Below are 12303 nucleotides of genomic sequence, written 5' to 3'. Positions count from 1 at the left end.
GGGGGGGGGGGGGGGGGGGGGGGGGGTGGGGGGGGGGGGGGGGGGGGGGGGGGGGGGGGGGGGGGGGGGGCGGGGGCCGGCCCCCCCCCCCCCCCCCCCCCCCCCCCCCCCCCCCCCCCCCCCCCGGCCGATCCGATCGTGGTGGGACTCGTCGCCGGGGTGTTCCCCGGCGCGGTCCGGACCGGGCTGTCGCGGCGGCCCGAAAGGAGCGGGCCATGACGGCGACCCAGCCGGCGGAGGCCGAACTGCTGCGGGGGCTGCTGAAGACGCCGGCGTACCGCAAGACGCTGGCGTTGTGCGCGCTGGTCGGCATCCCGGTGTCGCTGGTGTGCTTCTGGTTCCTGGCCGGGCTGCAAGAGCTGCAGCACCTGCTGTGGGACAGCCTGCCGAACGGGCTGGGCTGGGACGGGGCTCCGTGGTGGTGGCCGATGCCGCTGCTGCTGGTGTCGGGGGTGCTCGTGGGTTGGATCGCCTCCCGGCTGCCCGGTGCGGGCGGGCACGTACCGGCGGCCGGGCTGGCCGTGGGCGCGCCGTCGACCAAGGCGCTGCCCGGGGTGGTGCTCGCCGCGACCGCGAGCCTGCCGCTGGGTGCGGTGCTGGGTCCCGAGGCGCCGCTGATCGCCCTGGGCGGCGGGCTCGCGCTCTTGCTGCGGGACCTGGCGCGCGGGCCGGGCACGCCGCAGGCCAGCGTGCTGATGGGGGTGGCCGGCGCGGCGGCGGCCATCTCGGTGATCTTCGGGAGCCCGCTGATCGCGGCGGTGCTGCTGATCGAGGTGGTGGGCGTGGGCGGGCCCCAGCTGGTCGCCGTGATGCTGCCCGCGCTGCTGTCCAGCGGGCTGGGGGCGCTGGTGTTCACCGGGTTCGGGCGGTGGACCGGGCTGAAGACCGGCGGTCTGACGGTCAGGATCCCGGACGCCGTGCCCCGGCTGGATGCGGCGGACGTGGGCTGGGGGCTGCTGCTGGCGGTGGCCGTGGCGGTGGTGCTGCGGCTGACGGTGGGCGCGGGCCAGGGGGTCGCGGCCTTCGTGACCCGGCAGACGGTGGGGCGTACGGCGCTGTGCGCGCTCGGCGCCGGGGTGTGCGCCGCGGTGTACGCCCTGGTCACGGGCCGGTCCCCGGCCGAGGTGGCCTCGTCGGGGCAGGCCGCGATGGCCGGGCTCGTCGGAGATCCGCACGCCTGGGGGGCAGGGGTGCTGGTGGCCCTCCTGCTGTGCAAGACGGTGGCGTACGCGCTGTGCCTGGGCAGTCTGCGGGGCGGCCCGATCTTCCCGGCCCTGTTCCTGGGGGCCGCGGCCGGGGTCCTCGCGGCGCCGCTGCCGGGCCTGGGGGTGGTGCCGGCGGTGGTGGCGGGGCTGGCCGCAGCAGGTGCGGGCGTGCTGCGGCTGCCGGTCACCAGCGCGGTGATGGCGCTGCTGCTGATCGACAGTCCGTCGATGACGCCGGTGGCGATCCTGGCGACCGTCGCCGCGCTGGTCACCGCCGAGGTGCTGCCGGTGCGGCGGGTCCGCCGGAAGCCGGAGGAGCCGGAGGCGCCGGCGCAGCCCGCCGGCCAGCGGGCCTGATTCCTGCCGGAGGTCTCCGCAGGAGCCGGGGCGGGCACCGGCGGTGCCCGCCCCGCGGGCGAACGGAGGCGCGTACGGCGCGAGTTCCGGTCCCTCCGGTGCGCCCGTGGCGGTGGCCGGGTCCTCGGCCTCAGGCGTCCAGGGGGTTCGCCGCGATGCGCTTCGCCGCGCCGCCCGCGACGTACGCGGCCGCCGCGCAGGTGGGCTTGCGGGCCGCCTGGTCCTCGACCAGGGACAGGAAGGCGGGGCCGAAGCCGAGGCGGGGGTAGGCCGCCAGGAGGCCGGCGCGGAAGGCGGGATCGAACTCCGGGACGCGCAGGCCCGAGACGTCCGCGCTGGTGCCGACCTGGAGGAGGTGGCTCTCGACGTCCTCGGCGGCGGTGACGTCGTCCCGCATGTGCAGCACGATCACCTCCTCCGCGCGGGCCCGGCGGGCCGGCTCCCAGCCCAGGCCGGCCGTGAAGATCCGGGCCACGTGGCCGCCGGCCTCCTCGAAGGGGAGGGTGTGGCTGTCGAACGGCGCGGTCAGGCCCAGGTCGTGCAGCAGGGCGCTGACGTAGAACAGTTCGGCGTCGTACGAGAGACCGTGCTGCCGCGCGTACTCGGCGCCGAAGGCGTAGGAGCGGACGGAGTGGTTGAGCAGGGCGGCGTCCGCGTACTCCGAGGCGATCTCGAAGGCGCGGCGGGCCGTGCCGGAGTCAAGGTTGTGAAGGGTCCACGTCATGCCCCGCACCTTAGAGGGGCGGGGTGAAGTCCACGTCGAACGGGCCCTGTTGCCCGGGCCACCACAGCCGGGTCGGCGCGGGCGGGGTCTCGGCCAGGACGGCGCCGCGCGCGACCACGTACCGCGGCCGGACCTGGCGGCGGACCGCCTCCTCGGGCGTCGGCGCCGGGAGGAGGACGAAGGAGGCGGGGGCGCCCTCGGCCACCCCGTACTCGTCCGCGCCCAGACCCAGGACGCGGGCCGCGCGCTCCGTCACCATCGAGAACGCGAGCGGGATCTCCTCGGCCCCCGTGAGCTGGGCGGCGTAGAGGCCCACGAGGGCGGTCTGGAGCGGGTTGGCGGTGCCGAGCGCGTTCCAGGGGTCCATCACGTCGTCGTGCCCGAAGGCCACGTTGACCCCCGCGGCCAGCATCTCCTTCACCCGGGTGAGACCGCGCCGCTTGGGATAGGCGTCGAAGCGGCCCTGGAGGTTGAGGTTGGCGAAGGGGTTGGAGACCAGGTTGATGCCCGAACGGGAGAGCAGCCTCTGGAGTTTGAAGGCGTAGGCGCCGTTGTAGGAGCCCATGGCCGTCGTGTGGGAGGCGGTGGCCCGCTCGCGCAGCCCCGTGCGCAGGGCGAGGGTGGCGAGCACCTCCACGAAGCGGGACTGTTCGTCGTCGATCTCGTCGCAGTGGGCGTCGACCCGCAGCCCGTGCTCCTCGGCCAGGGTGAACGCGGTCCGCAGGGAGGCGATCCCGTCCTCGCGGGTGTCCTCGAAGTGCGGGATCGCGCCGACGACGTCCGCGCCGCGGGCCACGGCCTCGCGCAGCAGCGCCTCGCCGTCGGGGAAGGAGACGATGCCCTCCTGCGGGAAGGCCGTGATCTGGAGGGTCATCACGTCCCGGACCCGGTCGCGGACCTCCAGCAGGGCGTCGAGGGCGGTCAGCGAGGGGTCGGTGACGTCGCAGTGCGTGCGGACGTGCAGGACGCCCTGGGCCGCCTGCCAGCGCAGCACCTCCGTGGCCCGCGTGATCACGTCCTCGCGGGTCAGGGTGCGCTTGCGCTCGCTCCAGCAGGCGATGCCCTCCCAGAGCGTGCCGGAGGCGTTCGGACGCGGCTGCCCGGCGGTCAGGGCGGTGTCCAGGTGGATGTGCGGCTCGACGAAGGGGGCGCTGAGGAGACCGCCGTGGGCCTCGATGAGCACACCCGTCGCGGGCGGCTCCTTCTGGTCGTCGTACGGGAGGACGCGCGCGATGCGTCCGTCCTCGGCGACCTCCACGTCATGGAGACCGTGCTCGTGCAGCAGCCGGGCGCCCCGGACGATCATCCGCATGGCGCCAGGCTAGGCGCACGCGGTCCACGTTTCACGTGAAACACTCAGCCGCGCTTTGCCTGTGCCTTCTGGTGCATGCCGCGCGTCTTCGCCGAGAGGGACTGGGCGTCCCTGCCCGCGGCCTTGGCACGTGCCTCGGCCGCCGTGTTCTTCGCCATCGCCCGCTCGGAGTCCTGATGGCCTCCCGGCGGCCCGTCGGGCAAGAATGGAGGGCATGACCAGCAGCGACAGCGATCTGATCCCCGGCGGGACCCCCGCTTCCGAGATGCCCGACTGGGAAAAGCGGTTCCGGGCCCCGCGCGTGGGACTCCCCGAATGGGCCGAGGACGCCCCGGACCGCTCGCTCTTCGTCTCGAACGCCACCGGGACCTACGAGCTCTACGCCTGGGACCGCGCCACCGGAACGCAGCGCCAGGCCACCGACCGTCCCAACGGCACGACCGACGGCACCCTCTCCCCCGACGGGGAGTGGATCTGGTGGTTCTCCGACACCGACGGCGACGAGTTCGGGACCTGGGTCCGCCAGCCCTTCGCGGGCGGCCCCGACGAGCCCGCCACGCCCGGTCTGGAACCCTCGTACCCCGCCGGCCTGGCCCTCGGCCGTGACGGGACGGCGGTCGTCGGCCGGTCCACCGACGAGGACGGCTCCACGATCCACGTCGTCCGGCCCGACGGCAGCGCCCCGGCCGTCGTCTACCGCCACCGCGAGTCGGCCGGCGTCGGCGACCTGTCCCGCGACGGGACCCTGATCGCGATCGAGCACACCGAGCACGGTGACGCGATGCACTCGGCGCTGCGCGTGATCACCCTCGACGGGACCACCGTCGCCGAGCTGGACGATTCGTGCGGCGGCACGGAGGAGCTGGGCCTGGAGGTGCTCGGCTTCGCCCCGGTCGAGGGGGACACCCGGCTGCTGGTCGGCCACCAGCGGCGCGGCCGCTGGGAGCCGATGGTGTGGGACGTGGCCACCGGCGCCCAGGAGGACCTGGCGATCGAGCTCCCGGGCGACGTGAGCGCCGAGTGGTACCCGGACGGGACGGGGCTGCTCGTCGAGCACAGCTTCGAGGCGCGCGACGAGCTGTGGCGCTACGACCTGGCCGCGCGGGAGCTCGTACGGGTGGACACGCCCCCGGGATCGCTGTCGGGTGCCACGGCGCGCCCGGACGGCACCGTCGAGTACCAGTGGTCCTCGGCCGCCGAGCCGTCCTCCGTACGGTCCACCGCCGGCGGCGTCGTGCTGGACCCGCCCGGGTTCCGGCCGCCAGGCTCGGTTCCGGTGGAGGACGTGTGGGTGGAGGGCCCGGGGGGGCGGATCCACGCCCTGGCGCAGCGGCCGGCGGGCGGCGAAGGCCCCTTCCCCACGGTCTTCGAGATCCACGGCGGCCCGACCTGGCACGACTCCGACTCCTTCGCGGCGACCCCGGCGGCCTGGCTGGACCACGGCTTCGCGGTGGTCCGGGTCAACTACCGGGGCTCGACCGGCTACGGCCGCGAGTGGACGGACGCCCTCAAGTACCGGGTCGGCCTGATCGAGCTGGAGGACATCTCGGCGGTCCGCGAGTGGGCCGTGTCCTCGGGCCTGGCGGACCCGGCACGGCTGGTGCTGTCGGGCGGCTCCTGGGGCGGATACCTGACCCTGCTGGGGCTCGGGACGCGGCCCGACGACTGGGCGGTGGGCCTGGCCGCGGTACCGGTGGCGGACTACGTGACGGCGTACCACGACGAGATGGAGGCGCTGAAGTCCCTGGACCGCACCCTCTTCGGCGGCACGCCCGAGGAGGTCCCGGAGCGTTTCGAGGCGTCCTCCCCGCTGACGTACGTGGACGCGGTGAAGGCGCCCGTGCACATCGCGGCGGGTGTGAACGACCCGCGCTGCCCGATCCGGCAGATCGACAACTACGTCGACCGGCTCGCGGCGCGCGGCGCGGTCCACGAGGTGTACCGCTACGACGCCGGGCACGGCTCGCTGGTGGTGGAGGAGCGGATCAAGCAGGTCCGGATGGAGCTGGAATTCGCGCTGAAGCACCTGCCGCAGGGGCTGCCGCGCTGACCCGGAGCCGGGTTCCCGGTGCGCCCCCCGTACCGTTGGTGGGGTGCACCGGTTTCTCCTGACCCCGCGCTGGTGGGGGATCAACGTCTTCGTCGCGCTCTCCATCCCCTTCTGCCTGTTCATGGGGACCTGGCAGCTCGGCCGGTTCGAGGACCGCGTCGGCAGCCACCGGGAGGCCGGCGCCGAGCGCCCCGCCGAGGAGGCGGCGGCGCCGCTGGACTCCCTGCTGCCGGTGGACACCCGGACCTCCGGGCGGCTGGCTTCCGCGTCCGGTGTGTACGGCCGGCAGCTGCTGGTCCCCGAGCGGGACCTCGACGGCAGGCGCGGCTTCTACGTCCTGACCCTGCTGCGGACCGACTCCGGCAAGACCGTCCCGGTGGTACGGGGATGGTTGCCGGGTACGGCGGACGCGGCGAAGGCCCCGGCCCCGCCGGCCGGGCGGGTCGAGGTGACGGGGGCCCTGCAGGCCTCGGAGAGCTCCAGCAGCAAGGGCGTGCACGCGCAGGGAGGGCTGCCGCCGGGCCAGCTCGGGGTGATCGGGTCGGCCACGCTGGTCAACCTCGTGCAGGACCCGCTCTACGACGCCTGGCTGACGGTGCGGACGGCGTCGGACGGGATGGTCCCGGTCCCGGCGAAGGCGCCGAGCAACACCGGTCTCGACCTGAAGGCCTTCCAGAACCTGGGCTACACCGGGGAGTGGTTCGTCTTCGCCGCCTTCGTGCTCTTCATGTGGTGGCGGCTCTACCGGCGCGAGGTGGAGACCCTGCGCGACGCCGAGGCGGGCCTGCTGCCGGCCGCGAGCCCGGCGTCCGCACCCACGCCCGCACCCGCACCCGCACCCGCACCCGCAACCACGGCGTCCGCGGGCGCGGCCTCCGCTACGGCGCCGGCTGCGGAATGAGCCCCGTCCGGTAGACCGTGCCGCCGCAGGCCTGCGGGATCGTGGTCTGGGTGACGGGAGCGCCCGTTCCGGTGGCCGGGGCGTGGGACACCGCGACCCCTGCCGGGTCCGGGTCGACCGTTCCGTCCGGCCGCCGCTCGCCGCCGGCCGTCTCCCCGGCCCCCGTCGGGGCGCCCGCCGGCCCCCCGGCCGGGGCGTCCGCCCCGCCGGTGTCGGCCTGTCCCGCAGGACGCTGCGCCGTACCGTCCTGCCGCTGGGGCGTGGCCGTGGGGGCGGGGGTGGCCGCCGGGCAGGACTGCGCCGAGGGCACCCAGGCGAAGAGCACCTCGTACGCCTGCTTGGGCTGGAGCACCAGCGCCGGGGCCTCCGCCGACGGGTCGGGCAGCCCGCTCGCCGGGTCGCCCGCCGTGTGGCCCGTCACCGTCACCCCGCGGGGCTGTGCGGCCGGCGGGCCCTGGGACACCGAGGCTGCCGTCACGGTGTCCGGTCCGGTGACCGTACAGCCGCGGCCGGAGACGTTGGTGACCTTGAAGCTGCCGTACACCTTGCCGTCGGCCTCGGGGGCGCGGGCGCTGCCGGCCACCCCGAGCTGGTCGGCCGTGCATCCGGGGGCCGCTGCGGCCGCCCCGGCCGGGGGCTGGGGGCCGTTGCCGCCGGCGGCGGTGGGGGCTCCGGCGCCGGAGGGGCCCGCCGACACGCCGCCGGACGGGGAGCCGCCGTGCTGCTGGGAGGACCGGGCGGCCGCGCCGCCCGCCGTGTGCCCCTTGTCCGGGGACTTCGCCGGCCTCGGCCTGGCCTCGTCGTCGGGGATGCCCGGGCGGGGGTCGCCGGGACGGGCGCCCTGGGCCTCGCCGTGGCCGGCCATGGCGGAGTGCCGGACGGCGGCACCGCCGTCGTCGGCGTCGCCCAGGTGCAGCACCGCCGGCACGGCGACACCGGCCAGGATCACCGCCGCGGCCCCGCCGACGAGGACCTTGCGCTTGCGGGCCCGCCGCGCGGGCACCGCGTGCCGCAGCCGTTCCAGCGCCCCCTCGGAGGGCTCCAGGCCCTGCACGGCCCCCGCGAACAGGCTGCGCAGCACCTGCTCGTCGGCGGTGGCCGGAGCGGCGGGCACCGACGGGTTCCTGTGGTCGTCCCTCATGACTGCGCAGCCTCCATCGCCACCCTCAGCGCGGCAATGCCCCGCGATCCGTACGCCTTGACCGAGCCGAGCGATATGCCGAGCGTCTCGGCGACCTGGGCTTCCGTCATGTCCGCGAAATAGCGCAGCACCAGTACCTCGCGCTGGCGGCGCTGGAGTCCGCGCATGGCCTTGATCAGGTCGTCGCGTTCGAGCTGGTCGTACGCGCCCTCCTCGGCGCTGGCCATGTCGGGCATCGGCTTCGACAGCAGTTTGAGGCCGAGGATGCGGCGGCGCAGCGCGGACCGCGAGAGGTTCACCACGGTCTGGCGCAGGTAGGCCAGGGTCTTGTCGCGGTCGCGTACCCGGTTGCGGGCGGAGTGAACGCGGATGAAGGCCTCCTGGACCACGTCCTCGCAGGAGGCGGTGTCGTCGAGGAGGAGGGCGGCCAGGCCGAGGAGCGAACGGTAGTGGGCCTGGTAGGTCTCGGTGAGGTGGTCGACGGTGGTCCCGGCCACGACGGGCGGCGCGTCGGCGGCCGCGTCGGCGGCGACGGCCCCGGCGGGGGTGGCGTTCCCGGCGGGTTCCGCGCCGTCGCGGGGGGAGGGCACGCGGGTGCCCGGGGCCGGCCCCACGGGCGGCGCCGCGGGTGCGCCGGCCTGCGGGACGGGCACGATCACAGGAAAGCCGCCGTATGCGCCGGGGCGCCGGCGCGGCGGGACGATTCCCGAGCGCGCCGGCACGACGGCGAAGTCCAAGAGTGCCTCTGCCACGCCCGTTGGACGCGCGTCCCCCCGTCAGGGTTGTACGCGCGAGGCAGAGTATTCAGCAATTTCCCTATTGCCTTCATGCGTACCCGCTCTTCCTGAATGCCCCATTTATCCAGGCGGCAGGTCGAGCCATCACCTTGATCAAGGGATCGCGACCGATCCTACAAAGCGAATTACGCGAATTCACCCGCGATCAGTTCCGAGATCTGGGCGGCATTCAGGGCGGCGCCCTTGCGGAGATTGTCCGCGCACACGAAGAACTCCAGGGCCCTGGGGTCGTCGAGCGAGCTCCGCAGCCGGCCCACCCAGGCCGGATCCGTACCGGCGGCGTCCGCCGGCGTGGGCCACTCCCCCGCGGCCGGATCGTCCACGAGGACCACACCGGGGGCCGCCTCCAGGATCTCCCGGGCGTGCGCCGCCGCCACCTCGCCCTCGAAGCGGGCGCGCACGGTCAGGGAGTGCCCCGTGACCACGGGGACCTGTACGCAGGTCACGGAGACCGGCAGGGACGCCAGCCCCAGGATCCGCCGGGTCTCGGCGCGTACGGCCAGCTCGTGCGAGGACCAGCCGTCCGCGCGCAGTTCCCCGGACCAGGGGACGACGTTCAGCGCGAGCGGGGCCGCGAACGGCCCGGTGTCCTCGCCGACGGCCCGGCGCACGTCCCCGGGCTGCTCCCCCAGCGGGCTCCCGGCGACCAGGGACAGCTGCCGGCGCAGCGCCTCCGCGCCGGCCCGGCCGGAGCGGCTCGCGGCCTGGTACGAGGAGACGGCCAGCTCGGCCAGCCCGTACTCGGCGTGCAGTGCGCCCAGGGCGGCGATCATCGCGGCGGTCACGCAGTCCGGGCCCGCGACGATCCCGCGCGGGCGGCCGCGCAGGGCGGCGGCGTTGACCTCGGGCACCACCAGCGGTACCTCGGGGTCCTCCCGGAAGGCGGCGGACTGGTCCACCACGACGGCCCCGCGCGCGGTGGCGACCGGCGCCCAGCGCGCCGAGACCTCGGCCGGGGTCAGGAAGAGCACGACATCGCCCGTCCCGAGGCCCTCGAAGGCGTCCTCGGTGAGGGCGAGCACCTCGGTCTCCTCCCCGCGGACGGCCAGCACGCGGCCGGCCGAGCGCGGAGAGGCGATCAGGCGTATGGCGCCCCAGACGTCCGCCCGCTGGGACAGGATCTGGAGCAGGATCGAACCGACCGCCCCGGTCGCCCCGACCACGGCGAGCGCCGGGGCCGGGGCCGACCGGTGCGGGCTCATCGTCCGGTGCCTCCGTAGACGACCGCCTCGTCGCTGTCGGAGTCGAGGCCGAAGGCCGTGTGGACGGCGACGACGGCCGCGTTGACGTCGTCCTGGCGGGTCACCACCGAGATGCGGATCTCGGAGGTGGAGATCAGCTCGATGTTGACGCCGGCGTCGGACAGCGCCTGGAAGAACGAGGCGGTGACGCCCGGGTTGGTCTTCATGCCCGCGCCGACCAGGGAGATCTTGCCGATCTGGTCGTCGTAGCGCAGGGAGTCGAAGCCGATCTGGCCCTTCGCCTTCTCCAGGGCGTCGATGGCCTTGTGGCCCTCGGTCTTGGGGAGGGTGAAGGAGATGTCCGTCAGGCCCGTGGAGGCCGCCGACACGTTCTGGACGATCATGTCGATGTTGATCTCGGCGTCCGCGATGGCGCGGAAGATCGCCGCGGCCTCGCCCGGCTTGTCCGGGACCCCGACGACGGTGATCTTGGCTTCGGAGACGTCGTGGGCGACTCCGGAGATGATGGCGTGCTCCACCTGCTCGTCCCCTTGCGACTCGGGCTTCTCGTTGCTGACCCAGGTACCCGGCAGTCCGGAGAAGGACGAACGGACGTGGATCGGAATGTTGTAGCGGCGCGCGTACTCGACGCAGCGGTGCAGCAGCACCTTGGAGCCGGAGGCCGCCAGCTCCAGCATGTCCTCGGAGGAGATCCAGTCGATCTTCCGGGCCTTCTTCACGACGCGGGGGTCCGCGGTGAAGACGCCGTCGACGTCGGTGTAGATCTCGCAGACCTCGGCGTCCAGCGCCGCGGCCAGCGCCACGGCGGTGGTGTCCGAGCCGCCGCGGCCGAGGGTGGTGATGTCCTTGGAGTCCGCGGACACGCCCTGGAAGCCGGCGACGATGGCGATGTTGCCCTCGTCCAGCGCGGTACGGATACGGCCCGGCGTCACATCGATGATGCGCGCTTTGTTGTGGACCGAGTCGGTGATCACGCCTGCCTGGCTGCCGGTGAACGACTGGGCCTCGTGGCCCAGGTTTTTGATCGCCATGGCCAGCAGGGCCATGGAGATCCGCTCTCCGGCGGTCAGCAGCATGTCGAACTCACGCCCCGCAGGCATCGGCGATACCTGCTCGGCGAGATCGATCAGCTCGTCCGTCGTGTCGCCCATCGCGGAAACCACGACGACCACCTGGTGGCCGTTCTTCTTGGCATCCACGATCCGCTTGGCGACGCGCTTGATGCCCTCGGCATCGGCTACGGAGGAGCCTCCGTACTTCTGCACGACAAGGCCCACGTGCGCTCCTCGCTCGGTCCGTCTCATTGCGGGTGCAGTCTAACGAGCGGCCGGGATCCGACCGCCCCGTACCACATCATGAGATGGAATTATTTACGGCCGAGCCTGCCGAGTTCCTGCTCCATGACCTGCCCCGCCTGCTCCACGAGGTCCTCCTCCGTGAGGTCCTCGTCCGTGTCCAGGCCGTCGAGGGCCGCGAGCGGCTGGTTGAGGCGGACGTGCGAGATCAGCGACTGGAGGGCGCGCAGCGTGGCCGAGGCCGTCGGCCCCCAGTTGGTGAAGTACGAGAACTGCCACCACCACAGCGCCTCGGTGACCCGGCCCGCCTGGTGGTGGATGAGCCCGTGGCGCAGGTCGGCGACCACGTCGGCCAGGTCGTCGGAGATCCGGTGCGCGACCGGAGCCTTGCGCGGCTCGTACGGGTCGAAGACCTCGGAGTAGACGTCGACCGGCTCCAGCATCACCGCGAAGCGCTCGCGCAGCACGTCCACGTCCGGCTCCGGGCCCAGGTCGGGCTCGTAGCGCTCGTCGGGCAGGACGTCCTGGTACGCGCCCAGCCGGCCGCCGGCCAGCAGCAGCTGGGACACCTCCAGGAGGAGGAAGGGCACCGCGCTGTCCGGGTCCTCGCCCTTGGCCACCTCGGTGACCGCGACGATGAAGGACTCGATCTGGTCCGCGATCGAGGCGGCGAAGTCGTCCGGATCCTGTCCCAGGGCGTGCAGCGTTGCGTCAGACATCGAGAAGTCGCCTTCCTTCAAAGGCCCGCCCGAGCGTGACCTCGTCCGCGTACTCCAGGTCTCCCCCGACGGGGAGCCCGCTGGCCAGGCGGGTGACCTTCAGGCCCATGGGCTTGATCATGCGGGCGAGGTAGGTGGCGGTCGCCTCGCCCTCCAGGTTGGGGTCCGTCGCGAGGATCAGCTCGGTGACCGTCCCGTCCGCGAGGCGCGCCAGCAGCTCGCGGATGCGCAGGTCGTCGGGGCCTACGCCCTCGATCGGGCTGATCGCGCCGCCGAGGACGTGGTACTTGCCCCGGAACTCGCGGGTCCGCTCGATCGCGACGACGTCCTTCGGCTCCTCGACCACGCAGATCACCGTCGTGTCGCGGCGCGGGTCGCGGCAGATGCCGCACCGCTCCTCCTGCGCCACGTTCCCGCAGACCGCGCAGAACCGTACCTTCTCCTTGACCTCCAGCAGCGCGTGCGCGAGGCGGCGGACGTCGGTGGGCTCGGCCTGCAGGACGTGGAAGGCGATCCGCTGCGCGCTCTTGGGCCCGACGCCGGGCAGCCTGCCCAGCTCGTCGATCAGGTCCTGGACCACGCCTTCGTACAACGGACTGC

11 protein-coding genes are annotated in these 12303 nt (G+C 74.0%); 3 read left to right on the top strand and 8 right to left on the bottom strand.

Translation table 11 applies throughout. The features are described from left to right. Positions 1-215: 215 nt before the first annotated feature. Positions 216-1562 carry a chloride channel protein gene (locus WDV06_RS09710; protein ID WP_395509230.1) on the top strand — a complete coding sequence of 449 codons (1347 nt, stop codon included), beginning with the start codon at positions 216-218 and terminating at the stop codon, positions 1560-1562. Positions 1563-1692: 130 nt separating this feature from the next. On the opposite strand, the gene WDV06_RS09705 is transcribed toward WDV06_RS09710, so the two are convergent. Together WDV06_RS09705 and codA are read right to left on the bottom strand one after the other, a co-directional pair. Next, positions 1693-2286: an HD domain-containing protein gene (locus tag WDV06_RS09705; protein ID WP_395509229.1), complete on the bottom strand. Its 594-nt coding sequence runs from the start codon at positions 2284-2286 to the stop codon at positions 1693-1695. Positions 2287-2296: 10 nt separating this feature from the next. Continuing rightward, positions 2297-3598, bottom strand: coding sequence for a cytosine deaminase (gene codA / locus WDV06_RS09700; RefSeq protein ID WP_395509228.1), 1302 nt, complete (start codon positions 3596-3598; stop codon positions 2297-2299). 205 nt (positions 3599-3803) lie between these two features. Here codA and WDV06_RS09695 point away from each other — a divergent pair, with 205 nt between their 5' ends. Together WDV06_RS09695 and WDV06_RS09690 are read left to right on the top strand one after the other, a co-directional pair. After that, positions 3804-5648 (top strand): S9 family peptidase, encoded by a 1845-nt coding sequence (locus WDV06_RS09695; protein WP_395509227.1) that lies wholly within the window; start codon positions 3804-3806, stop codon positions 5646-5648. Positions 5649-5691: 43 nt separating this feature from the next. After that, positions 5692-6549 (top strand): SURF1 family protein, encoded by an 858-nt coding sequence (locus tag WDV06_RS09690; RefSeq protein ID WP_395509226.1) that lies wholly within the window; start codon positions 5692-5694, stop codon positions 6547-6549. Here the strand turns inward: WDV06_RS09690 and WDV06_RS09685 are convergent. The 6 genes from WDV06_RS09685 to recR all read right to left on the bottom strand — a co-directional run bounded on the left by WDV06_RS09685 (position 6527) and on the right by recR (position 12295). After that, the gene (locus WDV06_RS09685) at positions 6527-7690 is read right to left on the bottom strand and encodes a hypothetical protein (RefSeq protein ID WP_395509225.1); all 1164 of its coding nucleotides are present in this window, start codon (positions 7688-7690) and stop codon (positions 6527-6529) included. The genes WDV06_RS09690 and WDV06_RS09685 overlap by 23 nt on opposite strands. After that, positions 7687-8427, bottom strand: coding sequence for a SigE family RNA polymerase sigma factor (locus tag WDV06_RS09680; protein WP_395509237.1), 741 nt, complete (start codon positions 8425-8427; stop codon positions 7687-7689). The genes WDV06_RS09685 and WDV06_RS09680 overlap by 4 nt, the downstream gene beginning before the upstream one ends. A 185-nt stretch (positions 8428-8612) precedes the next feature. Further along, a complete protein-coding gene (locus WDV06_RS09675) occupies positions 8613-9689 on the bottom strand; it encodes an aspartate-semialdehyde dehydrogenase (protein ID WP_395509224.1) in 1077 nt (358 codons plus the stop codon). Next, entirely contained in the window at positions 9686-10966 is a 1281-nt protein-coding gene (locus WDV06_RS09670; protein ID WP_045945811.1) for an aspartate kinase, read from the bottom strand. The genes WDV06_RS09675 and WDV06_RS09670 overlap by 4 nt, the downstream gene beginning before the upstream one ends. A gap of 89 nt (positions 10967-11055) precedes the next feature. Then, positions 11056-11703, bottom strand: coding sequence for a DUF5063 domain-containing protein (locus WDV06_RS09665; RefSeq protein WP_344169231.1), 648 nt, complete (start codon positions 11701-11703; stop codon positions 11056-11058). Continuing rightward, a complete protein-coding gene (recR, locus tag WDV06_RS09660) occupies positions 11696-12295 on the bottom strand; it encodes a recombination mediator RecR (protein ID WP_388943094.1) in 600 nt (199 codons plus the stop codon). Before recR ends, WDV06_RS09665 begins: the two co-directional genes overlap by 8 nt. Between the last annotated feature and the right edge of the window lie 8 nt (positions 12296-12303).

This window comes from Streptomyces racemochromogenes (assembly GCF_044129415.1).
GTDB classification, from domain to species: Bacteria; Actinomycetota; Actinomycetes; order Streptomycetales; family Streptomycetaceae; genus Streptomyces; species Streptomyces racemochromogenes_A.
Note: the sequence above shows the minus strand (reverse complement) of the source record. Positions and strands in the feature narration are given on the sequence as shown.

Coding starts and splice junctions, on each gene's coding strand:
- WDV06_RS09710 (WP_395509230.1), top strand. CDS start 216: ATGACGGCGACCCAGCCGGCGGAGGCCGAACTGCTGCGGGGGCTGCTG.
- WDV06_RS09705 (WP_395509229.1), bottom strand. CDS start 2,286: ATGACGTGGACCCTTCACAACCTTGACTCCGGCACGGCCCGCCGCGCC.
- codA (WP_395509228.1), bottom strand. CDS start 3,598: ATGCGGATGATCGTCCGGGGCGCCCGGCTGCTGCACGAGCACGGTCTC.
- WDV06_RS09695 (WP_395509227.1), top strand. CDS start 3,804: ATGGAGGGCATGACCAGCAGCGACAGCGATCTGATCCCCGGCGGGACC.
- WDV06_RS09685 (WP_395509225.1), bottom strand. CDS start 7,690: ATGAGGGACGACCACAGGAACCCGTCGGTGCCCGCCGCTCCGGCCACC.
- WDV06_RS09675 (WP_395509224.1), bottom strand. CDS start 9,689: ATGAGCCCGCACCGGTCGGCCCCGGCCCCGGCGCTCGCCGTGGTCGGG.
- WDV06_RS09665 (WP_344169231.1), bottom strand. CDS start 11,703: ATGTCTGACGCAACGCTGCACGCCCTGGGACAGGATCCGGACGACTTC.